The following is a 23,729-nucleotide window of genomic DNA, read 5'->3' as shown; positions in this document are numbered from 1 at the left end:
GGCCATGTTCAGGCTGCAGCAGGCCGCCGACTGGATCGGTGGCAAGCTCGTGGGCGACGGTGGCACCGAGGTGCTGCGCGTCCACACCGACACGCGCACCCTGCAGGCGGGGGACCTGTTCGTCGCGCTCAAGGGCGATCGCTTCGACGCCAACGACTTCATTGCGCAAGCGCGCGACCAGGGCGCCGTGGCTGCGATCGCGCAGCACGGCAAGCTGCCGGCGGGCTTTCCCGGCATCGAGGTGCGCGATGGCAAGCAGGCGCTCGGCACGCTGGCACAGGCCTGGCGCCGGCAGTTCGCGCTGCCGCTGATCGCGGTGACGGGCAGCAACGGCAAGACGACCGTGACGCAGATGATCGCGTCCATCCTGCGCGCCTGGCAACCCGATGCGCATCTCGCCACGCAGGGCAACCTCAACAACGAGATCGGCCTGCCGCTGACGCTGCTGCGCCTGCGCGCGGAACACCGCGTCGGCGTCATCGAGCTGGGCATGAACCATCCGGGCGAGATCGAATATCTCGCGAAGCTCGCCGAGCCCACCGTCGCCCTCGTCAACAACGCACAGCGCGAGCACCAGGAATTCATGGCCACGGTGGAAGCCGTGGCGCAGGAGAACGCCGCCGTGTTCGCCGCGCTGCCGGTGGATGGCACGGCCGTCTTTCCCGCGGGCGACGAATTCACGCCGCTGTGGACGCGCATGGCCGCGGGCCGCAAGTGCATCACCTTCGGCGAGCAGGACGCCGATCTCTTTCTGGCCGGGTCTGAATGGCTCCAGGGACACTGGGCGGTACGGGCGCACACGCCCGCCGGCGCCATGTCGTTCCGACTCCATATCGCCGGCCGCCACAACGTGCGCAATGCGCTGGCCGCCGCAGGCTGTGCGCTCGCCGCAGGCGTGCCGCTGCAAGCGGTGGTGCGCGGGCTCGAGAGCTTCGAGCCGGTCAAGGGCCGCTCGCGCGCGCTGGCCGTGCAACTCGCCGCGCGCACGCTCACGCTGGTCGACGACACGTACAACGCCAATCCCGATTCGGTGCGCGCTGCCATCGACGTGCTCGCCGAACTGCCCGGCCCGCGCCTGCTGGTGCTGGGCGACATGGGCGAAGTCGGCGACCAGGGCCCCGCCTTCCACGCCGAAGTCGGCGGCTACGCGCGCGAACGCGGCATCGAGCAGCTGTTCACGCTGGGCGAGCTAGCCGTGTCGGCGCAAGGCCGCCACTTCGCGGACGTCGATGCGTTGAACAGCGCCGTGCTGGAGGCGCTCGTCGCTTCGGAGAGCGTCCTCGTCAAGGGCTCGCGCTTCATGAAGATGGAACGCGTGGTGCAGGCCATCGCCGCGCACGCGGAACAACATCAAAAGGAGAGCCGCGATGCTGGTTAGCCTGGCGGCGTGGATGCAAAGCCACGGCCACGAATTACGGTTCTTCCGCGTCTTCCAGTACCTGACCTTCCGGGCGGTGATGGCGGCGATGACTGCGCTCCTGATCGGCATGGTGGCGGGGCCGTGGGTGATCCGCCGCCTGACCGAACTCAAGATCGGCCAGCCGGTGCGCGACTACGCGATGCAGTCGCACCTGAAGAAAAGCGGCACGCCCACCATGGGCGGCGTGCTGATCCTGATCTCGATCACGCTGTCGACGCTGCTCTGGTTCGACTGGACCAACCGCTTCGTCTGGATCGTGATGCTGGTGACGGTGGGCTTCGGCGCGATCGGCTGGGTGGACGACTGGCGCAAGGTGGTCAACAAGGACCCCGAGGGCATGCGCTCGCGCGAGAAGTACTTCTGGCAGTCGGTGATCGGCCTGGTCGCCGCGCTGTACCTGGCCTTCAGCGTCTCGGAAACCTCGAACGTGCGCGTCGTGGGCCTGTTCTTCGACTGGGTGCGCTCCGGCTTCGACATGACGCTGCCGCCGCGCGCCGGCCTGCTGGTGCCCTTCTTCAAGGAGATCAAGTATCCCCTGGGCGTGTTCGGCTTCATGATCATGACCTACTTCGTGATCGTCGGCTCCAGCAATGCGGTGAACCTCACCGACGGCCTCGACGGCCTGGCGATCATGCCGGTGGTGATGGTGGGCTCGGCGCTGGGCGTGTTCGCCTATGTCACGGGCAATGCGGTGTACTCGCGCTACCTGTTCCTGCCGCACATCCCCGGCTCGGGCGAACTGCTGATCTTCTGCGCCGCGGTGGCGGGGGCGGGCCTGGCCTTCCTCTGGTTCAACGCCCACCCGGCGCAGGTTTTCATGGGCGATGTCGGCGCGCTGGCACTGGGCGGCGCGCTGGGCACCATTGCCGTGATCGTCCGCCAGGAGATCGTGCTGGCCATCATGGGCGGCATCTTCGTGGTGGAGGCCCTGTCGGTGATGGCGCAGGTGGTGTACTTCAAGTACACCAGGCGCAAGTACGGGCAGGGCCGGCGCATCCTGCTGATGGCGCCGCTGCACCACCACTTCGAGAAGACCGGCTGGAACGAGACCCAGGTGGTGATCCGCTTCTGGATCATCACGATGCTGCTGTGCCTGATCGGTCTCTCCACGTTGAAGCTGCGGTAAGTCCATGCGCGATCAGAACGTCCTCGTCCTCGGTTGCGGTGCCTCCGGCCTGGCCATGGCGAGGTGGTGCGCCGAGCAGGGCGCGCGGGTCACCGTGGCCGACACGCGGACCGATCCGCCGCAGCTGCCGCAGCTGCAGGCCAGCGTGCCCGAGGTGCGCTTCATCGCCGGGCCGTTCGCGGCCGAACTGGTGCAGGAGCAGCAACTGGTGCTGCGCAGCCCCGGGCTCACGCCGGAACAGGTCGCACCCGTGGAGCAGGCGGCGCGCGAACGCGGCATTCCCTTCCGTGGCGAGCTCGGCCTGTTTGTCGATGCACTCGCGATGCTGAAAGAGGCGGACGGCTACCACCCGGCCGTGCTGGCCATCACGGGTACGAACGGCAAGACCACGGTCACCTCGCTGACCGGCCAGCTGGTCGAACGCAGCGGCAAGACCGTGGGCGTGGCCGGCAACATCGGCCCGAGCCTGCTGGACACGTTCGTGCAAAAGCGCGACGCCGGGGCGCTGCCGCAAGTGTGGGTGCTGGAGCTTTCCAGCTTCCAGCTCGAAGGCGTGACCGGCTTCGAGCCCACGGCCGCCACCGTGCTGAACCTGAGCCAGGACCACCTCGACTGGCACGGCAGCATGGAAGCCTATGCCGCCGCCAAGGCGCGCATCTTCGGCCAGACGGCGTTGATGGTGCTCAATCGCGAAGACCCGCTCGTGATGAAGATGCTCCCGGAGCCGGTGCGCCTGAGCGCCGCACGGCCGCCCGAAGGCGCGAACGCCCCCTCGGGGGGCAGCGCAGTACGCGCAGCGGCAAGCGTGGGGGGGCCCAGGTCTCGCGGCAAGTACGAGCAGCGCAACTACCTCACCTTCGGCAGCGACCTGCCGCAGCGGCCCGGCGACTTCGGCCTGGAGGTCGTCAACGACATGGCCTGGCTGGTGCGCGCGCACGACGCCGACGAGACCGAAAAGCTGCGCAAGGGCGAAGCGCCGGAAATCCATCTGCAGCGGCTGATGCCGGCCGACGCGCTGCGCATCCGCGGCCGCCACAACGCGATCAATGCGCTGGCGGCGCTGGCGCTGGCCGCCGCGGCCGGCTGCCAGCTCGGGCCCATGCTGTACGGGCTGCGCGACTACCGCGGCGAGCCGCACCGCGTGGAGCCGGTGGGCATCGTCAACGGCGTCGAATATTTCGACGACAGCAAGGGCACCAACGTCGGTGCCACGGTGGCCGCGCTGCAGGGGTTGGGCGCCGAGCGCAAGCTGGTGGTGATCCTCGGCGGCGACGGCAAGGGCCAGGACTTCGCGCCCTTGGCCGCGCCGGTCGCGCGCTTCGCCCGCGCCGCGGTGTTGATCGGCCGTGACGGCCCGCTGGTGCGCGCCGCGCTGCAAGGCACGGGCGTGCCGCTGCTGGATGCCGGCACGATGGCCGAGGCCGTGCAAGTGGCGACGCAGCGCGCCCACGCGGGCGACGCGGTCCTAATGTCGCCCGCCTGCGCCAGCTTCGACATGTTCCGCAACTATGCACATCGCGCGGAGGTGTTCCAGGCCGCCGTGCATGCGCTGGCGGCCGAGGCGGGCGCCCTGATCGAGGGAGACCAGGCGTGACCCTCTCCCAGGTCATCGCGGGCCTGACCCGCAATCCGTTTGCCCGCAGCAAGGACTCCAGCGCCTGGATGCCGGTGCAGCCGCGCTCGGACCTCGCCATCCGCGCTTTCGACCCCGCGCTGCTGTGGCTCACGGTGGCCCTGCTCGCCTGGGGCCTGGTGATGGTCTATTCCGCCACCATCGCGATGCCGGACAACCCGCGCTTCGCCCGCTACGCACACACGTATTTCCTCGGCCGGCACGCGCTCTTTCTGCTGCTGTCCTTCGTCGCCGGCCTGCTGGCCTTCCAGGTGAAGCTGGAAACCTGGGAGCGGGTCGCGCCCTGGCTGTTCGTGGCCTCGCTGCTGCTGCTGGTGATCGTGCTGATCCCGCATGTGGGCAAGGGCGTCAACGGCGCGCGCCGCTGGCTCGGCTTCGGGTCGATTTCCTTCCAGCCCTCCGAGCTCGTGAAGTTCTCGGTGCTGCTGTATGCCGCCAATTACATGGTGCGCAAGATGGAGGTGAAGGAGCGCTTCTTCCGCGCGGTGCTGCCGATGGCCGCGGCCGTCGCCGTGGTCGGCATGCTGCTGCTGGCCGAGCCGGACATGGGCGCCTTCATGGTGATCGCCGTCATCGCCATGGGCATCCTGTTCCTCGGCGGCGTCAATGCGCGCATGTTCTTCCTGATCGCGGCGGTGATGATCGTCGCCTTCGTGCTGATGATCGCCATGTCCGAATGGCGGCGCGAGCGGATCTTCGCGTACATCGACCCCTGGAGCGACCACAACGCGCTCGGCAAGGGCTACCAGCTCTCGCACTCTCTGATCGCCATCGGCCGCGGCGAGATCTTCGGCGTCGGGCTGGGCGGCAGCGTCGAGAAGCTGCATTGGCTGCCGGAGGCGCACACCGACTTCCTGCTGGCCGTGATCGGCGAGGAATTCGGCCTGGTCGGCGTGCTGACGCTGATCGTGATGTTCCTGTGGATGGCCCGCCGCATGATGCACATCGGCCGCCAGGCGATCGCGCTCGATCGCGTGTTCGCCGGTCTGGTCGCCCAGGGCGTGGGCATCTGGATGGGATTCCAGGCCTTCATCAACATGGGCGTGAACCTCGGTGCGCTGCCCACCAAGGGCCTGACGCTGCCGCTGATGTCCTACGGCGGCTCCGCGGTGCTGATGAACGTGGTGACCGTGGCCGTGGTGCTGCGGATCGACTACGAGAACCGCATCCTGATGCGCGGAGGCCGCGCATGAAGACCGCACTCGTGATGGCAGGGGGCACCGGCGGCCATATCTTTCCGGGTCTCGCGGTCGCCGAAGCCCTGCGTGCGCGCGGCTGGAGCGTGCACTGGCTGGGCGCGCCCGACAGCATGGAAAGCCAGCTGGTGCCGCCCCGCGGTTTCCCGCTGGAGACCATCGATTTCGGCGGCGTGCGCGGCAAGGGCGTGAAGACGCTGGTGCTGCTGCCGATCACGCTGCTGCGCGCCTTCTGGCAAAGCGTGCAGGTGGTGCGGCGCGTGCGCCCGCAGGTGGTGGTGGGCCTGGGTGGCTACATCACCTTTCCAGGCGGCATGATGAGCGTGCTCCTTGGCAAGCCGCTGGTGCTGCACGAACAGAACTCGGTGGCCGGCATGGCCAACAGGGTGCTGGCCGGCGTCGCCGCGCGCGTCTACAGCGCCTTTCCGAAGGTGATGGCCAAGAGCGAGTGGATCGGCAATCCGCTGCGCGAGGCCTTCCTGCGCCAGCCGCCGCCGCAAGAGCGTTTCGCCGGTCGCACCGGGCCGCTGAAGGTGCTGGTCGTGGGTGGCAGCCTCGGCGCCAAGGCGCTGAACGAGATCGTGCCCAAGGCGCTGGCCCTGATTCCGCCGGAGCAGCGTCCGCACGTGCTGCACCAGAGCGGCGCCAGGCAGATCGACGAACTGCGCGCCAACTACCAGGCCGTCGGCGTGTTCGCCGAGCTCACGCCCTTCATCGATGACACGGCCAGCGCGTATGCCGAAGCCGACCTCGTGATCTGCCGCGCCGGGGCCAGCACGGTCACCGAGCTTGCCGCCGTCGGCGCGCCGGCGCTGTTCGTTCCCTTCCCGTTCGCGGTCGACGACCACCAGACCACCAACGCCCGCTTCCTGGTCGACGCCGGTGGCGGCTGGCTGGTGCCGCAACGCGAACTCACCCCCGAATTCCTGGCCCACCTGCTGCGCAACACCGACCGCACTGCGCTGCTGCAGCGCGCGGTGGCGGCCAAGAAACTCGAAAAGACCCACGCGACCGAGCAGATGGTCGCCGCCTGCGAGGCCCTCGCACGATGAAACACGCGATCAAACACATCCACTTTGTCGGCATCGGAGGTGCGGGCATGTCGGGCATCGCCGAAGTGCTGCGCAACCTGGGCTACCTGATCTCCGGCTCGGACATCGCCGACAGCGTCACGCTGCGGCGCCTCTCCGAACTGGGCATCCAGACTTTCGTCGGCCACACGGCCTCCAACGTGATCGGCGCCGACGCGGTGGTCACGTCGACGGCCGTGCAGCAGGACAACCCGGAAGTCGTCGCTGCCCGCAAGCGCAAGATCCCGATCGTGCCGCGCGCGGTGATGCTGGCGGAACTGATGCGCCTGAAGCAGGGCATCGCGATTGCCGGCACCCATGGCAAGACGACGACGACCAGCCTGGTGGCCAGCGTGCTCGCCGAGGGCGGGCTCGACCCCACCTTCGTGATCGGCGGCAAGTTGAACAGCGCCGGCGCCAACGCGAAGCTCGGATCGGGCGACTACATCGTGGTGGAGGCGGACGAATCGGATGCGTCCTTCCTGAACCTGTTCCCGGTGATGGCGGTGGTGACCAACATCGACGCCGACCACATGGACACGTATGGGCACGACTTCAACAACCTGAAGAAGGCCTTCCTCGAGTTCCTGCACCGCATGCCCTTCTACGGCACGGCGATCCTGTGCAACGACGACGAGGCGGTGCGCTCGATCATTCCGCAGGTGCAGTGCCCGGTGACCACCTACGGCTTCGGCGAAGACTCCCAGGTGCGCGCCGTCGGCGTGCGGGCGGTCGGTCCGCAGATGCACTTCACCGTGCAGCGCCGCAACGGCGTGACGCTGCCCGACATGCACGTGAAGCTGAATGCGGTGGGCATGCACAACGTGCTGAACGCGCTGTCCGCCATCGCGGTGGCCGTGGAACTGAACATCGCCGACGACGCGGTCGTGAAGGCGCTGGGCGAGTTCCGCGGCGTCGGCCGCCGCTTCCAGAGTTATGGCGAGGTGCCGGTGCCGGCGGCGCAAGGTGGCGGCAAGTTCACGGTGATCGAGGACTACGGCCATCACCCGGTGGAGATGCGTGCCACGCTGGCCGCCGCGCGCGGCGCCTTCCCCGGCAAGCGCATCGTGCTGGCGTTCCAGCCGCACCGCTACACGCGCACCCGCGACTGCTTCGAGGATTTCGTGCAGGTACTGGGCACGGCCGATGCCGTGCTGCTGGCCGAGGTGTACTCCGCCGGCGAGGAGCCCATCGTGGCCGCCGACGGCCGCTCGCTGGCGCGTGCCGTGCGCGTGTCCGGCAAGGTGGAGCCGCAGTTCGTCGCCGACATCGCGGCGCTGCCGCAAGCCGTGCTCGCCACCGTACGCGACGGCGACGTGGTGATGTGCATGGGCGCCGGCTCGATCGGCGGCGTGCCGGCCAAGCTGGTGGAACTGGGAGGCGGCGCATGACAGGCACCATCGATCCGAGGAGCTTCGGCAAGGTCGCCGTCCTCATGGGCGGCAAGTCGGCCGAACGCGAGATCTCGCTGCTGTCCGGAAACGGCGTGCTCCAGGCCTTGCAGTCCAGGGGCGTCGATGCGCATGCCTTCGACCCGGCGGAGCGCGGCCTCGACGAACTGAAGAAGGACGGCTTTGCGCGCTGCTTCATCGCGCTGCATGGCCGCTTCGGCGAGGACGGCACCGTCCAGGGTGCGCTCGAACTGCTCGGCATCCCTTACACCGGGTCCGGCGTGATGGCCTCGGCGATCGCGATCGACAAGGTGATGACCAAGCGCGTGTGGCTGGCCGAGAACATCCCGACGCCCAGGTACACGCTGCTGCGACGCGGCGCCTACCAGCGCGACCAGGTCATGAAGATCCCCGACGATCTCGGCCTGCCCCTGATCGTCAAGCCCGCGCGCGAGGGCTCGTCGATCGGCGTGGCGAAGGTGCAGGGCTACTCCGAGATGCAAGCCGCGGTGGAGGCGGCGGCGGCCCTCGATGCCGACGTGCTGTGCGAGCAGTTCGTCGCCGGCGACGAGGTCACCTGCCCGATCCTCGGCAGCGGCGAGAACGCGCGCGCGCTGCCGGTGATCCGCATCGTCGCGCCCGAAGGCAACTACGACTACCAGAACAAGTACTTCACCGACGACACGCAGTACCTGGTGCCCTGCGGCCTGCCCGAAGGCGAGGAAGCAGCGATCCAGGACCTGGTGGTCAAGGCCTACCGCGTGCTGGGTTGCCGCGGCTGGGGCCGCATCGACGTGATGATCGACGCGCAGACGCGCAAGCCCTCGCTGCTGGAGATCAACACTTCCCCGGGCATGACCGGCCATTCGCTCGTGCCGATGTCGGCGCGCGCCAGCGGCATCAGCTACGAGGACCTGTGCCTGCTGCTGCTGGCCGACGCCTCGCTGGACCAGGAAGCGGGAGCTGCCAGCGTATGAAGAAGAACGCGCTGCCCCTGCCGTTCGACGTGAGGCTGATGAACATCACCGCCATGGTGCTGTACGTCGCCTGCGCGCTCGTGCTGGTGGCGGCGCTGGGCTGGTGGGCGCTGCGCAATCCGGTGTTCGCCATCCGCGGGATCGTGGTGCAGGGGGACGTCACGCACAACAGCGTGGCGACGCTGCGCGCCAACGTCACCCCGCGGCTGGCCGGCAACTTCTTCACCGTGGACCTGCAGCAGGCGCGCGAAGCGTTCGAGGCGGTGCCCTGGGTGCGCCATGCGGTGGTCAGCCGGCAGTTCCCGAACAAGTTGCGCGTGCAACTGCAGGAGCACCAGGCCGAGGCCTTCTGGGGCGCCGACTCGGAGTCGCGGCTGGTCGACACCTTTGGCGAGGTGTTCGAGGCCAACGCCGGCGACGTGGAACCGGACGAGATGCCGCACCTGGTGGGCCCGGACGGCACGGCGCCGCAGGTGTTGGCGATGTACCGCGGCCTGGCGCCCTGGATCGACAAGCTGGACCTGGCGATCGAGCAGGTGGTGCTGAGCGGGCGCGGCGGCTGGACGCTGCACCTCGATAGCGGCGCCACCGTGGAACTCGGTCGCGGCAGCAACGAGGAAGTGCTGGCGCGCAGCCAGCGCTTCGCCCGGACGCTGACGCAGGTGACCTCGAAATACGGGCGCAGACCCGAGGCGCTGGTGACCGCGGACCTGCGGCACACGGACGGATACGCGGTGAAGTTGAGGGGCGTCGCCACCACCGAAGCGGCGGCGCCGAGGAACTGAGGGAACAACGAGTGGCCAAGGATTACAAGGATCTCGTCGTCGGACTGGACATCGGCACGGCCAAGGTGATGGTGGTCGTCGCCGAGGTCATGCCGGGCGGCGAACTCAAGCTCGCGGGGCTGGGCGTGGCGCCCTCCAACGGGCTCAAGCGCGGCGTGGTGGTCAACATCGACGCCACCGTGCAGAGCATCCAGCAGGCGCTCAAGGAAGCGGAGCTGATGGCCGACTGCAAGATCACGCGCGTGCACACCGGCATCACCGGCAGCCACATCCGCGGGATCAATTCGAGCGGGATGGTGGCGGTGAAGGACCGCGAGGTCACGCCGGCCGATGTCGCCCGCGTGGTCGAGACGGCGCGGGCGATCAACATCTCCACCGACCAGCGCCTGCTGCTGGTGGAGCCGCAGGAGTTCGTGATCGACGGCCAGGACGTGAAGGAGCCGATCGGCATGAGCGGCATCCGCCTGGAAGCCAAGGTGCATATCGTCACCGGTGCCCAGAGCGCGGCCGAGAACATCATCAAGTGCGTGCGCCGCTGCGGCCTGGAGGTGGAACAGCTGCTGCTGAACCCGCTCGCCACCAGCCAGTCCGTGCTGACGGACGACGAGAAGGAACTGGGCGTGGCCTGCGTCGACATCGGCGCGGGCACCACCGACGTGGCGATCTTCACCGGTGGCGCGATCCGCCACACCGCCGTGATCCCGATCGCCGGCGACCTGATCACCAGCGACATCGCCATGGCGCTGCGCACGCCGACCAAGGACGCCGAGGACATCAAGGTGGATGCCGGCTACGCCAAGCAGTTGCTGGCCGACCCCGAGCAGCAGGTGGAAGTGCCGGGGCTGGGCGACCGCGCGCCGCGCATGCTGTCCAGGCAGGCCCTGGCCGGCGTGATCGAGCCGCGCGTGGAGGAGATCTTCTCGCTCGTGCAGCAGGTGATCCGCGAATCCGGCTACGAGGAGGTGCTGTCCTCCGGCATCGTCATCACCGGCGGCAGCGCCGTGATGCCGGGCATGGTGGAACTGGGCGAGGACATCTTCCTCAAGCCGGTGCGCCGCGGTGTCCCCAGGTACCGGGGCGCGCTGTCCGACATGGTGGCGCAGCCGCGCGCGGCCACCGTGATGGGCCTGATGGAAGAAGCGCGGATCGCCCGCATGCGCGGACTGAAAGTCGCGCAGCAGCACGGCTCGGTCAAGACGGCCTTCGGCCGCATCAAGGATTTCATCGTGGGGAACTTCTGACCATGGTTGCCCGCAAGTCGTGGCTGGCCCGGGGCAGTCCGCCCCGGAGAAAGGAGCGATGTCGGTGCACCGACCCACCGTTCCCGCGTTAAGCGACGCAACCAACAACATTCGTCAGTGGCAACTGCAAGATATCAGGAGTATTCAATGAGCATCGAAATGATCGAAGTCGAGGAGTTCCACCAAGGCACCCAGATCAAGGTGATCGGCGTCGGTGGCGGCGGCGGCAATGCGGTGGCGCACATGATCGAGCGCAGCGTGCAGGGCGTGGAGTTCATCTGCGCCAACACCGATGCGCAGGCGCTCGCGCGCAGCTCGGCGCACAAGCACATCCAGCTCGGTGGCACCGGCCTGGGTGCCGGCAGCAAGCCCGAGAAGGGACGCGAATGCGCCGAGGCCGCGGTGGAGGACATCCGCCAGGCCATCGCCGGCGCGCACATGCTGTTCATCACCGCCGGCATGGGCGGCGGCACCGGTACCGGCGCCGCGCCGGTGATCGCGCGCGTGGCCAAGGAGATGGGCATCCTCACCGTCGGCGTCGTCACGAAGCCGTTCGACTGGGAAGGCGGTCGCCGCATGACGAACGCGGACAACGGCCTGTCCGAACTGGAAGCCAACGTCGATTCGCTGATCGTGGTGCTGAACGAGAAGCTGCTCGAAGTGCTGGGCGACGACATCACCCAGGACGAAGCGTTCGCGCACGCCAACGACGTGCTGAAGAACGCCGTGGGCGGCATCGCCGAGATCATCAATGTCCCGGGCCACGTCAACGTGGACTTCGAGGACGTGCGCACGGTGATGGGCGAGCCGGGCAAGGCGATGATGGGCACGGCGCTGGCCAACGGGCCGGACCGCGCGCGCATCGCCGCGGAACAGGCCGTCGCCTGCCCGCTGCTCGAAGGCATTGACCTCTCCGGCGCCAAGGGCGTGCTGGTGCTGATCACCGCGGCCAAGGGCAGCCTGAAGCTGTCGGAGAGCAAGCTGGCGATGAACACGATCCGCGCTTACGCCTCGCCGGACGCGCACGTGATCTACGGCACGGCGTACGACGACGAACTGGGCGACCAGGTGCGCGTCACCGTGGTGGCCACGGGCCTGTCGCGCCAGGGCCAGCAGCGCCGCACCGCGCCGCCGCTGCAGGTGCTGCGCACCGGCACCGACAACGTGCCCTTCAACGTGCCGACGATCCACAACGCGGTGGCGGGGCCGGGCGCGATCGTCACGCGCGAGATGCAGTCGGCCACCCAGCAACCCGACTACGGCAACCTCGCCGTGCCGAGCGTGTGGCGCACCAACCGCAGCCAGGCGAGCGCGAAGGTGGAGGCGCTCTCGAGTGGGGGGATGGACGACTTCGAGATCCCGGCGTTCCTGCGCAAGCAGGCGGATTGAAGCCGGACATCCCAACGACCGGACGCAGAAGACGCAGAAATAGCGCAGAAGACGCAGAAGAAAATCCTTCAAATTTTCCTTGTCCCTTCTGCGCCTTCTGCGTAACTTTTGCGTGTTCTGCGTCCGGTAGTCCGAATTCAGCGGCCTTCACCTTTTACCCCTCGTTCATACGCGCTTTACCGCCACGGCTGAGGCTCAGCTGTATGGAACTGCGCTATTGGGGTCATGCACAAGGGCGAAAGAGGGAAATCCCGCGGGGGCCTAAAATCGGGCGGATGCTCCGGCAACGTACCCTCAAATCCCTGACCAAGGCCGTCGGCGTGGGCCTGCACAGCGGACAACGGGTCGAGTTGACGCTGCGCCCGGCGCAGCCAGACACCGGCATCGTCTTTCGCCGCACCGACCTGCCACTGCCCGTGGACATTCCGGTCTCTGCGCAGGCGGTGAGCGACACGCGCATGGCATCGACCATCTCCAATGGCGGGGCCAAGGTCCACACGGTCGAACACCTGATGTCGGCGTGCGCCGGCCTGGGTGTCGACAACCTCTACGTGGACATCACGGCGGAGGAGGTGCCCATTCTCGACGGGTCTTCGGCCTCCTTCGTGTTCCTGCTGCAAAGCGCGGGCATCGAGCAGCAGAACGCGCCGCGCCGCTTCATCCGCGTCTTGCGGACCATCGAAGTGCGCGAGGGCGAGGGCGAGAACCTCAAGTGGGCACGGCTCGATCCCTATCACGGCTTCAAGCTCGGGTTCGAGATCGACTTCGACCACCGCGTGGTCAATTCCACCGGCCAGCGCTACGAGTTCGACCTGAGCTCGGGCCAGTACTCGCGCGACATCGCGCGTGCCCGCACCTTCGGCTTCACGCGCGACGTCGAGATGATGCGTTCACGCGGGCTGGCGCTGGGCGGCGGCATGGACAACGCGATCGTCGTCGACGACTACCGCGTGCTCAACGCCGAGGGCCTGCGCTACGACGACGAGTTCGTGAAGCACAAGATCCTCGATGCCATGGGCGACCTGTACCTGATCGGCAAGCCGCTGCTGGCCGCGTACGGCGCTTTCCGCTCGGGGCACGGCCTGAACAACAAACTGCTGCGCGCCTTGCTGGCCGACCAGGACGCCTTCGAGGTGGTGAGCTTCGGCGACGATCGCGAAGCGCCGGCGGGTTTCGCCTTGCCGGCGCGGGCCTGGTAGCAGCCCGAACTGCGACCGGTGGAACGGCCTGGCCGCATGCCGGCCTGTAGGGTGGGATGCGCGCGAAGCCGCACCCCACCGATGCGCAGCGCCCTCAATTCACGCCGCCTGCTGCGGTGCGCTGCACGCATCCCACCTACAGGGCTTCTTTGCGGCTTGTGCGTCCAGCTGTCCGCAGCCGCATTCGAGCAGCCTCAGATCACCCGCCCCGTGCGGTACGTCCCGGTGTTGCGCCGCACCACCCCACCCGCCTGCTGAATCCGCGCCGTCGCGACGGCCGCATGCGCATGCGTGATCGCCAGCCCGAGTGCATCCGCCGCGTCCTTGCCCGGTAGCCCCGGCAATCCGAGCAGGCGCATCACCATGTGCTGCACCTGCGTCTTGGCGGCCCGGCCGGTGCCCGCCACGGCCTGCTTCATCTGCATCGGTGTGTATTCGGCGATCGGCAGGTTGCCGGTGATCAGCGCCGTGAGGCAGGCCCCGCGCGCCTGTCCGAGCAGCAGCGTCGACTGCGGATTGACGTTGACGAAGACGATCTCGATCGCCGCCGCTCCCGGCTGGTAGCGCGTGCGCAGCTCGCCGATCCCGTCGAACAGAACCTTCAGGCGCGCCGGCAGGTCACCACGGGCAAGGTGGGTCGTGCTGATCGTGCCGCTGGCCACGTAGGAAAGCTCGTGCCCTTCGACGTCGATCACGCCGAAGCCGGTGGTCTGCAGGCCGGGGTCGATGCCCAGGATGCGCATGGTGGCCACTAGGGGAGGTCGGCGTCGCGCATGCGGGCCACGATGGTGGAGGTGCGGCTGGCGAGATAACCCGAGCCGGGCTTCTTTTCGTAGAGCTTGGGCTGCGGCAGCATCACCGCGAGGCGGGCGGCCTCGTAGGGCGTGAGCCGGCTGGCGCTCTTGTGGAAGTAGTGCTGCGCCGCGGCTTCCGCCCCGAACACGCCTTCGCCCCATTCGACGTTGTTCAGATAGATCTCCAGGATGCGCTGCTTGCTCAGGGTGTGTTCCAGCGCCATCGTCAGCACCAGTTCCTGGCCCTTGCGCAGCAGGCTGCGCTCGCCGGAGAGCAGCAGGTTCTTGGCCAGCTGCTGGGTGATCGTGGAGCCGCCCAGGATCTTCACGCGCGGCGCGCCACCGCGTGCGGAGACCAGCGTGCTGCGCTTGGCCGCGACGGCCTCCGCCTTGGCGTTGCGCTGCCAGGCGCGCTCCAGCGCGTCCCAGTCGACGCCGTCGTGTTCGGCGAAGGTGCTGTCCTCCGACGAGATCACCGCGCGCTTGAGGTGGTCGGAAATCTGCGCGTAAGGCACCCAGCGCTGGCTCCAGCGCAGGTGGTCGCGCTCGTGCGAGATGCGCCAGGCCTCCGAACGCTCGAAGGTGGTGGACTCGGGGTCGAACACGGCCATCGCGGCGATGCGGCCGACGAAGAACAGCTGCAGGGCGATGAACGCCAGCAGCACGAGCGCGAACCAGCGCAGCGCCGCCTTCATGCCGCCAACTCCGCGCGCATTTCGCCCAGCACCTGCGCCGACGGCGGGCGCACGCCCCGCCACAGCAGAAAGGCCTCGGCGGCCTGTTCGACCAACATCCCCAGCCCGTCGCGGCCGGTCGCGCCGTGATCCCGCGCCCACTGCAGGAAGGGGGCGGCGGCCGGCCCGTACATCAGGTCGCAGGCCAGCGCGCCCGGCTTCAGCACCGAACCCGGCACGGGCACGCCGGCGCCGGCCAGGCTGGTGGCCGTGGCATTGAGCACCACGTCGAAGCTGCCGGCGACTTCTGCCAGCGGCAACGCCCGCAGCTCCACCTCGTTGGCCGCGGCCAACGTGGCATGGCGCGCAACCAGCGCTGCCGCCTTGGCCACCGTGCGATTGGCGATCACGATACGGCGCGGCGCGGCCTCGATCAGCGGGCCGAGCACGCCGGCCGCCGCGCCGCCGGCACCGAGCAGCAGCACGTCACGGCGGCCCAGTTCCACGCAGGTATTGCGCTGCAGGTCGGCGACCAGGCCGATGCCGTCGGTGTTGTCGCCGACGATGGTCTCGCCTTCGAAGATCAGGGTGTTGCAGGCGTCGGCCAGCGCTGCGCGCGCGCTGCGTCGGCTCACCAGGGCAGCGGCCTGGAACTTGAAGGGCACCGTGATGTTGCAGCCGCGACCCCCTTCCCGGATGAACGCATGCACGGAGGCGGCAAAGCCATCCAGCGGAATCAGGCGCTTGCCATAGGCCACCGGCTCGCCGGTGAGTGCGGCGAAGCGGGCGTGGATCCACGGCGACTTGCTGTGTTCCACCGGGTTGCCCATCACGCAGTACTGGTCCACGTCGTCCTTCAGCGGTTCGTGAGCCTGGTTTCCAGCGTGTCTTCGCGCGTGAACTTGAAGCGCGAGACCACCACGATCTGGTCGGCCTGCCGGCGCATCGCCTCGCTGAAGTGGCCGAAGGGGCCGGCCGCGCGCGCGATGGTGGCGGCGCGCCGGTCCAGCGTCATGTTGCCGGAGGTCTCCACCACCTCGGTGGCAAGCACGCGTCCGTCGTGGTTGACGGTGACGATCATGGTCAGCTCGCCATACATCTTGCGGCCCGCCGCTTCCGGGAAGTTGGTGGTGCCGCGCTCCTCGATGCGCCGGCGCAGCGAGTCGTAGTAGGTGGCGTACACCGCCTCGCGTGTGGACGGGCTGATGTAGCGCTTCTTGGGTCGCGCGTTTTCCTCGTTGATGCGCTTCTCGATGGCCGCCAGCAGCTTGACCAGGTTGCGCCGCTTTTCTTCGCGCGCGGCCACCTCGGGGTTGCGGCGGACCTGCTTCGGGTCGGCCGGGGGCATGGCGGCGAGCGTTCGCTTGATGCTCGCGAGCATCAGCATCTGCTGCTCCTGCATCTCGTCGACCTGCTTTTTCTGCTCGTCTTCGGCAGCATCGCCGTACTGCGTCAGCGCCGAGGGCGGCAGCGGCGACGTGGCGAGACCCTTTTCAGCCTCGCCGCCGCCCGCGAGGCTGCGTTGCGCGATGGCCTGCGCGTGCTCCACCTTCTCGTTGGTGTGTGCGTTGACCAGCACGACTTCGAGCGGCGTGTCCTGGAACACGCGGTTGAAGCCCTCCGGGTCGACGATACGCACGGTCAGCACCGCGGCGTGCACGATCACGGACACGCCCAGCGCGATCTGCAGGGTGCTGAGGGACTTCAGGTTCACGAACTCAATTATCGGCGGCAGCGGGAGCCGCTTTCGCTTCGTCCTCCGAAGTGTCGGTGACATCCACGGCGATCGCAATCGGACCGGCGACGGTTTCCTCGTCGCTGTCGTCTGCATCCGACGGCATCGCCTCCGGCGCCGTATCCAGACGTTGCAGCACCGTGCCCGTGACGTCGAGGGTGATCAGGTCGATCTCCCCCAGCTTCAGGCGCACGCGCGCGCCGCGGGGCAGGTCGCCCGTGCCCAGCACCGGCAGCACCAGCGGCAGCGTGTCGGCGCGCGCCAGGCCTTCCTTGAAGACGGTGGCCTCCAGCTCGCGGATGCCCTGCTGCTGCAGGTACTTCAGCGTCCAGTACCGCTCCATGCCGGCCTGGTAGCCGTTGTAGGCGCCGTACGCGGCGTCGAAGCTGGAGATGATCGAGAACAGCTCCGCGTCCTTGGGCTTGAACGGCGCGGCCAGGGCCGCAGTACGGCCATGACGCGCGGCGGCGATGATCTGCCACTGGTTGACCAGGTCGGTGTAGCGGCGCAGGGGCGAGGTGCTCCAGGCGTAGGCCTTCACGCCGATGCCGGCATGCGGGGCGGCCTTGGTGCCCATGCGCACCTTCACGCCCGGCGCCATGCTGGCCTGGCTGCGATAGATGCCGGGCACGCCGATCTCCGCGAGCCACAGGCCCCAGGTGCTGTTGGCCAGGATCATCGCCTCGGCCACGATCAGGTCCAGCGGCGCCCCGCGCCTGCGCACGCCGATCTCCACCGGCTCGTCGCCCTGCGGGCCGTCCTCGCCAGCGCTGGGCACGCGGAAGTTGTAGTCCGGGCGATTGAAGTTTTCCGGCTTGCCGCGGATCACTTCGCGCTGCGCCTTCAGCATCCGGGCCAGGCGGAACAGGAAGGACAGCTCCGCGCGGAAGCGCGTGGCGGTCTCGGGCACGCCCTGCGCCGGCAGCGCGGCGTCTTCCAGCAGCGCCTCGGTCAGGTGGACATCGAGCTGGTCGTGCCGCAGGTTGGCGGCGATCGGCACGCGCTCCAGGCGCGTCTCGCTGGCCTTCGCTTCCAGCGTGGCCTCGTCGAACTGCACGTACAGGGACACGGCGGGGCAGTCGCGCCCTTCCATCAGCGTGTACGCCTGCACCACGTCGTCCGGCAGCATCGTGATCTTGTGGCCCGGCATGTAGACCGTGGACAGGCGCGTGCGCGCGAGCTGGTCCAGCGGCGATCCGGTCTGGATGGCAAGGCCCGGCGCGGCGATGTGCACGCCCACGGTCACCGTGCCGCTGCCGAGGCCTTGCACGGACAGCGCGTCGTCGATCTCGGTGGTGCTGGAGTCATCGACCGAGAAGGCCTGCACGCTGGCCAGCGGCAGTTCGTCCTTGATCGCCGGCGCGGCCAGCGGCGGGAAGCCGGTGCCCTTGGGAAAATATTCCAGCAGGAAGCGTTTCCAGTGAAACTGGTAGGGCGAGGTGATGGCGCCGGCCTGCTGCAGCAGCGCCAGTGGCGCGGTCTGCGTGGCGCGCGAGGCTTCGACCACCGCCTTGTATTCCGGCGCGTTCTTGTCCGGCTTGAACAGGATCTTGTACAGCTGTTCGCGGATTGCCGGCGGGCAACTGCCCGCGCCCAGTTCCGCGGCCCAGGCGGCGATCTGCGCCTGCACCTGCTTTTTCTTCTCGATGGCCACCAGCGCCTGTTGCAGGATCTCGGCCGGCGCCTTGCGAAAGCGCCCCTTGCCGGCGCGGCGGAAGTAGTGCGGCGCCTCGAACAGGCGCAGCAGCGCCGCCGCCTGCTGGCCGAGGGTGGCATGGGCGCTGAAGTATTCGCGGGCGAGCTCGGCGAAGCCGAATTCCTCTTCCGGCGCGAATTCCCAGGCGAGCTCGAGCTCTATGCCCTCGGCAAGCTGCTGCGCCTCGCGCAGGAGCTCCTGCGGTTGCGGCTTCTCGAACTTGAGCAGCACATTGCCCGACTTGACCTTGACGCGCTTGCCGCTGTCCAGCTCCACCTGGGCCGAGGCGTCCGTCTCGGACAGCACCCGGCCGGCGAGGAACTTGCCGGCATCTTCGAACAGAACGAACATGGGCCCGATTGTCCCATGCGGCCTCGGTGCGCCCCCAAGCCCTCAGGCCAGCCGAAGGAACGCGAGCACGTCCTCCAGGTGCGGGTCGAAGTCGGACAAGGCATGGTCGCCGTGCTCCAGCAGCTTGATCTGCGCGCCCGGATAGCGGCCGGCCATCTCGCGCCAGTCCAGCACCTCGTCGCCCTTGGCGATGATGGCGAAATAGCGCTCGGGCTGCGCGATCGGGCCGCGCTGCAGCGCCCGCAATTCCTCTATGTATTCCGGCGCGAAGTAAAAGTGCTCGGCCGGATCGTGCCAGGCCGCCTGCTCGCCGATGTGGCGCGCCAGATCGCGAGCCGGGTCGATCGCCGGGTTGAGCAGCACGGCCCGGCAGCCGGTCTCCTCCGCCACCCAGGTCGCGTAGAAGCCGCCGAGCGAAGATCCCACCACGGCCATGCGCTCGCGCGGCCACCCTGCGATGATCTGGTCGAGCAGGGCAGCGGCGGCACGCGGGGAGGGCGGCAACTGCGGGCAGGCCCAGGTCACCTGCGGATGGCGCCGCGCCACCTCGGCAGCCATGCGGCGGGCCTTGAAGGATTGCGGGGAAGAACGAAAACCATGCAAATAAAGGAGATGGCCGGTGTCCATCTCGCGGATGGTAGGCCCCTTTCGTTCTAGGAATTAGGCCAAACTCCGCGCTTGGAGAAAGTGCTTGGGACAACAAGAAGAAACCGGTGCTGGCGCGCGCGACGCCTCCGCCGAGTTAATCAAGCGCAGCGTGGCCATGATCCTCGCCCAGACCCGGGCGGGGGCCGGAACCGCGCTTCTCATGGGCGGCACCCTGGGGGCGGTCTTCGTTCCCGCGGTCGGCTGGTGGCATTACCTTGCCTGGTACCTGCCGCTCGTGCTCGTGATGCTGGCGCGCCAGCCCTATTTCCGGCGGGTGCTCGAACGCGAAGGCACCAACGAAACCACGCTGCGCCACATCGCCTACGTCACGGCCGCCAGCAACTGGCTGCTGGCCTTGTCCGTGCCGCTGTTCTCCTCCGCGCTGGAGGTCGCGGACCTCGGTGTGCTGACCATCGTCGCCATCGGCTGGATCTCGGTGGCCGTGGCGGTGCTTGCGGTGCAGCCGAGGGTCTATGCGCTCTATCTCACCGTCTGCATGATCACCGTGTACCTGGGTTGGGTGCAGCGCACCAGCGTGCGCGAGATGCTGCTGATCGGCGTGGCCATGTGCCTGGGCGGCCCCATGCTGGTGCGGCTCGCGCGCATCGTGCAGGCGCAGTTGCGCGACCTGGTGGAGGCCGCGCAGCAGAACGCCGTGCTGGTGACGCAGCTGCGGCGCGCGCTGCAAAGCCAGGAGGAGGCGCAGCGGGCGCGCTCGCGCTTTCTCGGCGCCGCCAGCCACGACATGCGGCAGCCGGTGCAGGCGCTGCTGTTCCTCTCGGACATCTTCCGCAAGTCCAACGACCCCGCGCGGCGCGATGCGATGGCGCAGCAGATCGTGCGCACCGGCGAATCGATCGACAGCATGTTCCGCCACCTGGTGGACTTTGCGCAGATCGACGCCGGCACGATGAAGGCCGTGGTGCAGCCGGTGCAACTCGAACAGCTGGTGGCCGCGGCCGTCTCGGGCTTTGCCGAGAAGTGCGCGGCGCGCGCGCTGCGCTTCCGCCTGGAGATGCAGCACCCGTGCACGGTGGCGGCCGACCCCGTGCTGCTGGAGCGCATGCTGCGCAACTTCCTGGACAACGCCTTCAAGTATTCGCTGACCGGCGAGATCGAGCTGAAGGTGACCTGCGACGGCGACGTCGCCACGCTGTGCGTGTCCGACCAGGGGGTGGGCATGGAGCCGGAAGACCTGGCGCAGGCCTGCAACGCCTTCTTCCGCGGCCGCTCGGCGGCCGTGGCGGAGGCCGAGGGCATCGGCCTCGGCTTGGCGATCTCGCGCCACATGGCGGACCTGATGCAGGTCGACCTGCACCTGGAATCGATGCCGGGCGTGGGCACCCGCGTGACCGTGCACCTGCCGCTGTCCGCGGTGAGCCGCGGGCGCGCGGATGCGCGGCCGATCGACACGGGCGACAGCCTGCTGCGCGGACGCCTGGTGGCGGTGGTGGAGAACGACCGGCTCGCGCGCGAAGCGCTGTGCGCATGGCTGCTGGAAGCGGGCGCCCGGGTGGCGCAGGCCGCGTCCATCGAGCAGTTGATGGAAGTGCTGCGCAATGCCGCCGGCGCGCCCGACCTGATGCTGGCCGACTTCCGGCTGGCGAACGGCACGGGCGCCGATGCCGTCGAGGCGGTACGCGCTGCCTATGGCAACGTGCCGGCCTGGATCGTCTCCGGCGAGATCGACCTGGGCGAGCGCGGATTGAAGCTGCCGGTGCTGCAGAAGCCGATCACGCCGGAGCGGCTGCTGCAGGCCGTGCGCGCCACGTTGCAGTGCGCGCAGCAGCCCGCGGATCCCAAGTAAGGCAGGGAGCCTAGAACACCGAGTCGGAGGACGAGGTCTGCAGGTCGCGGATGCTCAGGCCCGCGCGCGCCAGTGCGTAGACCGCTTCGGTGCGGTTCGACACCACCAGCGCATCCAGGATGTGGGCCACGTGCGACTTCACCGTCGTATCGGACAAGCCGAGGTCGCGGGCGATCACCTTGTTTGGCTTGCCCTGCACGATGCCCAGCAGCACCTGGCGCTGGCGCTCGGTCAGGTGCGCGCCCAGGCGCCGCCAGGCATCCTGCTGGGCGCGGCTGGCGGGCGAGCCGACGCTGAGGCTGGTGGCGGGCAGGTAGACGCCGCCCGAGAGCACGAGCTTGAGCGCGGCATGGAACTGGTCGCTCGGCGCCGACTTGGGCACGAAGCCGATGGCACCGAGGTCGATGCATTCGCGCACGATGGCCGGATCCTCGGTGCCCGAGAGCACCAGCACCGGCAGTTCGGGCCGGCGATTGCGCACGGTGCGTACCGAGTCGAGGCCGCTGTATCCGGGCATCTGCAGGTCCAGGATCATCAGGTCGGCCTGCTGGCCTTCGTCCAGGCGCTGGAAGGCGGCGTCGAGCGAGGAGCATTCGACGACGGTCACTTCCATGCCCGTGCTCTGCAGGGTGTAGGCAACGCCGCTGCGGTAAAGGGGATGGTCGTCGACGACGAGGATGTTCATGGCTGGGGCAGAAGGTTACCGAATGTTAGCAAGAGAGTTGGCGCTGCCAACGGCCATTCGGATGAGGGGCGGGCGATAATTCCGGATGGCTGCTGTTTTCGATCGACCGTCGCTGCTCCAGCGGGCCATCCCGCTGCTCCAGGGTTTCGACGGACCCCTTGCCTTTGCCGTGTTCCTGCTGGCCTGCGCCGGCTTGTTGACCATGTACAGCTCCGGCTACGACCACGGGGCGCGCTTCTACGACCACGGCCGCAACATGCTGCTGGCCGGGACCATCATGTTCGTGGTGGCGCAGATTCCGCCGCAACGCCTCATGAGCCTGGCCGTGCCACTGTACGTGGTCGGCGTGGGATTGCTGGTGGCCGTCGCGGTTTTCGGTATCACGAAGAAGGGCGCCAAGCGCTGGTTGAACGTGGGGGTGGTGATCCAGCCGAGCGAGATCCTCAAGATCGCGATGCCGTTGATGCTGGCCTGGTGGTTCCAGAAGCGCGAGGGCCAGTTGCGTCCCCTGGACTTCATCGTCGCCGTGCTGCTGCTGGCGCTTCCGGTCGGGCTGATCGTCAAGCAGCCTGACCTCGGCACCGCCCTGCTGGTGCTGGCGGCGGGCCTTGCCGTGATCTTCTTTGCAGGATTGTCGTGGAAGTTGATCGTCCCACCCCTGGTGCTGGGGCTGATCGCCGTCGGCCTGGTCGTCGCCTTCGAGGGCATGCTGTGCGCCGACGGCTTCCGCTGGCCGATCCTGCACGACTACCAGCAGCAGCGCATCTGCACCTTGCTCGATCCCAGCAAGGACCCGCTGGGCAAGGGCTTCCACATCATCCAGGGAATGATCGCCATCGGCTCGGGCGGGGTGTTCGGCAAGGGCTTCATGCAGGGCACGCAGACCCACCTGGAGTTCATCCCCGAGCGCACCACCGACTTCATCTTCGCGGCCTACTCCGAGGAGTTCGGGCTGCTCGGGAACCTGTTTCTGATCTGCAGCTTCCTGTTCCTGGTGCTGCGCGGCCTGGCCATCGCCCTGGAGGCGCCGTCGCTGTTCTCGCGCCTGCTGGCGGGGGCCGTGACCATGATCTTCTTCACCTATGCCTTCGTGAACATGGGCATGGTGAGCGGCATCCTGCCGGTGGTGGGGGTGCCGCTGCCCTTCATCAGCTACGGGGGCACGGCGATGGTGACCCTGGGGATGGGGCTGGGCATCCTGATGTCGATCTCCAAGGCCAAGCGATTGGTACAGACCTGAGGGCCGTCTGCCGCTATCCTTGGCCATCCAGTGCGATAAGGAGGCCGAGATGCGAGTCCTCGTCTGCGACGACCATTCCCTCTTCCGCGAGGGATTGCGGCTGCTGCTGGAAAAGCTCGACGCCTCGATGGAGGTGACCCTCACCGGCTCCGCCGAGGAGGCGCTGGCCGCCACCCGCGGCGCGATGTTCGACCTGATCCTGATGGACTGGCACATGGACGGCCTCGAAGGCGCTCGCGCGCTGGAGGCGCTGCGCGAAGCGGCGCCGCTCACCCGGGTGGTGGTGCTCTCGGGCGACCGCGACGCGCAGCTGGTGCGATCGGCCGTCGATGGCGGCGCCGCCGGCTTCATCCCCAAGGACTCGCCGCCCGCGCAACTGATGACGGCCGTCAGGACGATCGCCGACGGCGGCGTGTACCTGCCTATCGGCGGCATCGCCCCGATCCACACGCGGGACGTGCGCGATGCCTTCCCGCAGCTCACCGAACGCCAGGCCGACGTGCTGCGTGCCGCCTTGCGCGGCAACTCCAACAAGCTGATCGCGCGCGAGCTCGGGATCAGCGACGGCACCGTCAAGACCCACCTGCGCGCGATCTACCAGGAACTCGGCACGCGCAACCGCACGGAGGCCGTCTACATGGCCGCGGAACAGGGCGTGCGCATTTCCTAAAC

At 68.3% G+C, this 23,729-nt stretch carries 21 protein-coding genes; 14 read left to right on the top strand and 7 right to left on the bottom strand.

What is annotated here, in order from left to right:
* Window positions 1-4 precede the first annotated feature (4 nt).
* From murF to lpxC, 11 genes are all read left to right on the top strand, one after another.
* Complete coding sequence (gene murF, locus JWP60_RS11440) at window positions 5-1,378, top strand: UDP-N-acetylmuramoyl-tripeptide--D-alanyl-D-alanine ligase (protein ID WP_299790828.1); 1,374 nt, start codon at window positions 5-7, stop codon at window positions 1,376-1,378.
* Complete coding sequence (gene mraY, locus JWP60_RS11435) at window positions 1,368-2,546, top strand: phospho-N-acetylmuramoyl-pentapeptide-transferase (protein ID WP_299790825.1); 1,179 nt, start codon at window positions 1,368-1,370, stop codon at window positions 2,544-2,546. Before murF ends, mraY begins: the two co-directional genes overlap by 11 nt.
* Window positions 2,547-2,550: 4 nt before the next feature.
* On the top strand, window positions 2,551-4,140 hold the full coding sequence (gene murD / locus JWP60_RS11430) for a UDP-N-acetylmuramoyl-L-alanine--D-glutamate ligase (protein WP_299790822.1): 1,590 nt from the start codon (window positions 2,551-2,553) through the stop codon (window positions 4,138-4,140).
* Window positions 4,141-4,208: 68 nt separating this feature from the next.
* Complete coding sequence (gene ftsW / locus JWP60_RS11425) at window positions 4,209-5,372, top strand: putative lipid II flippase FtsW (protein ID WP_299790851.1); 1,164 nt, start codon at window positions 4,209-4,211, stop codon at window positions 5,370-5,372.
* A complete protein-coding gene (gene murG, locus JWP60_RS11420; RefSeq protein ID WP_299790815.1) occupies window positions 5,369-6,427 on the top strand; it encodes an undecaprenyldiphospho-muramoylpentapeptide beta-N-acetylglucosaminyltransferase in 1,059 nt (352 codons plus the stop codon). Before ftsW ends, murG begins: the two co-directional genes overlap by 4 nt.
* Window positions 6,424-7,836 (top strand): UDP-N-acetylmuramate--L-alanine ligase, encoded by a 1,413-nt coding sequence (gene murC, locus JWP60_RS11415; RefSeq protein ID WP_299790812.1) that lies wholly within the window; start codon window positions 6,424-6,426, stop codon window positions 7,834-7,836. The genes murG and murC overlap by 4 nt, the downstream gene beginning before the upstream one ends.
* Entirely contained in the window at window positions 7,833-8,813 is a 981-nt protein-coding gene (locus JWP60_RS11410; RefSeq protein ID WP_299790809.1) for a D-alanine--D-alanine ligase, read from the top strand. The genes murC and JWP60_RS11410 overlap by 4 nt, the downstream gene beginning before the upstream one ends.
* Window positions 8,810-9,598 carry a cell division protein FtsQ/DivIB gene (locus JWP60_RS11405; protein WP_299790806.1) on the top strand — a complete coding sequence of 263 codons (789 nt, stop codon included), beginning with the start codon at window positions 8,810-8,812 and terminating at the stop codon, window positions 9,596-9,598. The genes JWP60_RS11410 and JWP60_RS11405 overlap by 4 nt, the downstream gene beginning before the upstream one ends.
* 11 nt (window positions 9,599-9,609) lie before the next feature.
* Window positions 9,610-10,839 (top strand): cell division protein FtsA, encoded by a 1,230-nt coding sequence (gene ftsA, locus JWP60_RS11400; protein WP_299790803.1) that lies wholly within the window; start codon window positions 9,610-9,612, stop codon window positions 10,837-10,839.
* A gap of 147 nt (window positions 10,840-10,986) precedes the next feature.
* Entirely contained in the window at window positions 10,987-12,228 is a 1,242-nt protein-coding gene (ftsZ, locus tag JWP60_RS11395; RefSeq protein ID WP_299790800.1) for a cell division protein FtsZ, read from the top strand.
* Window positions 12,229-12,503: 275 nt separating this feature from the next.
* Window positions 12,504-13,427 (top strand): UDP-3-O-acyl-N-acetylglucosamine deacetylase, encoded by a 924-nt coding sequence (gene lpxC / locus JWP60_RS11390; RefSeq protein ID WP_299790797.1) that lies wholly within the window; start codon window positions 12,504-12,506, stop codon window positions 13,425-13,427.
* A gap of 194 nt (window positions 13,428-13,621) precedes the next feature.
* Here the strand turns inward: lpxC and ruvC are convergent, their stop codons facing one another.
* Genes ruvC through JWP60_RS11360 form a run of 6 tightly spaced genes read right to left on the bottom strand, consistent with a single transcriptional unit; the run spans window position 13,622 to window position 19,304 of the window.
* Window positions 13,622-14,170: a crossover junction endodeoxyribonuclease RuvC gene (gene ruvC, locus JWP60_RS11385; RefSeq protein WP_299790794.1), complete on the bottom strand. Its 549-nt coding sequence runs from the start codon at window positions 14,168-14,170 to the stop codon at window positions 13,622-13,624.
* 8 nt (window positions 14,171-14,178) lie between these two features.
* Window positions 14,179-14,916, bottom strand: a complete 738-nt coding sequence (locus tag JWP60_RS11380) for a transglycosylase domain-containing protein (protein WP_299790791.1) — start codon at window positions 14,914-14,916, stop codon at window positions 14,179-14,181.
* Window positions 14,913-15,743, bottom strand: coding sequence for a shikimate dehydrogenase (aroE, locus tag JWP60_RS11375; protein ID WP_299790788.1), 831 nt, complete (start codon window positions 15,741-15,743; stop codon window positions 14,913-14,915). Before aroE ends, JWP60_RS11380 begins: the two co-directional genes overlap by 4 nt.
* Window positions 15,744-15,751: 8 nt before the next feature.
* Window positions 15,752-16,603 carry a TonB family protein gene (locus JWP60_RS11370; RefSeq protein WP_299790849.1) on the bottom strand — a complete coding sequence of 284 codons (852 nt, stop codon included), beginning with the start codon at window positions 16,601-16,603 and terminating at the stop codon, window positions 15,752-15,754.
* 10 nt (window positions 16,604-16,613) lie between these two features.
* A complete protein-coding gene (locus JWP60_RS11365) occupies window positions 16,614-18,677 on the bottom strand; it encodes an RNB domain-containing ribonuclease (protein ID WP_299790785.1) in 2,064 nt (687 codons plus the stop codon).
* Between the two features lie 42 nt (window positions 18,678-18,719).
* A complete protein-coding gene (locus JWP60_RS11360; protein ID WP_299790782.1) occupies window positions 18,720-19,304 on the bottom strand; it encodes a YqiA/YcfP family alpha/beta fold hydrolase in 585 nt (194 codons plus the stop codon).
* 64 nt (window positions 19,305-19,368) lie between these two features.
* On the opposite strand from JWP60_RS11360, the gene JWP60_RS11355 reads away from it, so the two are divergent.
* Window positions 19,369-21,132, top strand: a complete 1,764-nt coding sequence (locus JWP60_RS11355; RefSeq protein ID WP_299790779.1) for a hybrid sensor histidine kinase/response regulator — start codon at window positions 19,369-19,371, stop codon at window positions 21,130-21,132.
* A gap of 10 nt (window positions 21,133-21,142) precedes the next feature.
* On the opposite strand, the gene JWP60_RS11350 is transcribed toward JWP60_RS11355, so the two are convergent.
* On the bottom strand, window positions 21,143-21,817 hold the full coding sequence (locus tag JWP60_RS11350) for a response regulator transcription factor (RefSeq protein ID WP_299790776.1): 675 nt from the start codon (window positions 21,815-21,817) through the stop codon (window positions 21,143-21,145).
* An 85-nt stretch (window positions 21,818-21,902) separates the two neighbouring features.
* Between JWP60_RS11350 and rodA the strand changes: the two genes are divergently transcribed.
* On the top strand, window positions 21,903-23,057 hold the full coding sequence (gene rodA / locus JWP60_RS11345; RefSeq protein ID WP_299790773.1) for a rod shape-determining protein RodA: 1,155 nt from the start codon (window positions 21,903-21,905) through the stop codon (window positions 23,055-23,057).
* A 49-nt stretch (window positions 23,058-23,106) separates the two neighbouring features.
* Window positions 23,107-23,727, top strand: coding sequence for a response regulator transcription factor (locus tag JWP60_RS11340; RefSeq protein ID WP_299790770.1), 621 nt, complete (start codon window positions 23,107-23,109; stop codon window positions 23,725-23,727).
* The last annotated feature ends 2 nt before the right edge of the window (window positions 23,728-23,729 follow it).

Source organism: Ramlibacter sp., from assembly GCF_028291745.1.
Lineage (GTDB): Bacteria > Pseudomonadota > Gammaproteobacteria > Burkholderiales > Burkholderiaceae_C > Ramlibacter.
Note: the sequence above shows the minus strand (reverse complement) of the source record. Positions and strands in the feature narration are given on the sequence as shown.

What these genes read in the sequence shown, in the direction of transcription:
- ftsZ (WP_299790800.1), top strand. Translation starts at nt 10,987, where the DNA reads ATGAGCATCGAAATGATCGAAGTCGAGGAGTTCCACCAAGGCACCCAG.
- murC (WP_299790812.1), top strand. Translation starts at nt 6,424, where the DNA reads ATGAAACACGCGATCAAACACATCCACTTTGTCGGCATCGGAGGTGCG.
- murF (WP_299790828.1), top strand. Translation starts at nt 5, where the DNA reads ATGTTCAGGCTGCAGCAGGCCGCCGACTGGATCGGTGGCAAGCTCGTG.
- JWP60_RS11410 (WP_299790809.1), top strand. Translation starts at nt 7,833, where the DNA reads ATGACAGGCACCATCGATCCGAGGAGCTTCGGCAAGGTCGCCGTCCTC.
- lpxC (WP_299790797.1), top strand. Translation starts at nt 12,504, where the DNA reads ATGCTCCGGCAACGTACCCTCAAATCCCTGACCAAGGCCGTCGGCGTG.
- JWP60_RS11350 (WP_299790776.1), bottom strand. Translation starts at nt 21,817, where the DNA reads ATGAACATCCTCGTCGTCGACGACCATCCCCTTTACCGCAGCGGCGTT.
- ftsW (WP_299790851.1), top strand. Translation starts at nt 4,209, where the DNA reads ATGCCGGTGCAGCCGCGCTCGGACCTCGCCATCCGCGCTTTCGACCCC.
- JWP60_RS11405 (WP_299790806.1), top strand. Translation starts at nt 8,810, where the DNA reads ATGAAGAAGAACGCGCTGCCCCTGCCGTTCGACGTGAGGCTGATGAAC.
- murG (WP_299790815.1), top strand. Translation starts at nt 5,369, where the DNA reads ATGAAGACCGCACTCGTGATGGCAGGGGGCACCGGCGGCCATATCTTT.
- rodA (WP_299790773.1), top strand. Translation starts at nt 21,903, where the DNA reads ATGGCTGCTGTTTTCGATCGACCGTCGCTGCTCCAGCGGGCCATCCCG.
- ruvC (WP_299790794.1), bottom strand. Translation starts at nt 14,170, where the DNA reads ATGCGCATCCTGGGCATCGACCCCGGCCTGCAGACCACCGGCTTCGGC.
- JWP60_RS11380 (WP_299790791.1), bottom strand. Translation starts at nt 14,916, where the DNA reads ATGAAGGCGGCGCTGCGCTGGTTCGCGCTCGTGCTGCTGGCGTTCATC.
- JWP60_RS11340 (WP_299790770.1), top strand. Translation starts at nt 23,107, where the DNA reads ATGCGAGTCCTCGTCTGCGACGACCATTCCCTCTTCCGCGAGGGATTG.
- JWP60_RS11360 (WP_299790782.1), bottom strand. Translation starts at nt 19,304, where the DNA reads ATGGACACCGGCCATCTCCTTTATTTGCATGGTTTTCGTTCTTCCCCG.
- JWP60_RS11365 (WP_299790785.1), bottom strand. Translation starts at nt 18,677, where the DNA reads ATGTTCGTTCTGTTCGAAGATGCCGGCAAGTTCCTCGCCGGCCGGGTG.
- mraY (WP_299790825.1), top strand. Translation starts at nt 1,368, where the DNA reads ATGCTGGTTAGCCTGGCGGCGTGGATGCAAAGCCACGGCCACGAATTA.
- murD (WP_299790822.1), top strand. Translation starts at nt 2,551, where the DNA reads ATGCGCGATCAGAACGTCCTCGTCCTCGGTTGCGGTGCCTCCGGCCTG.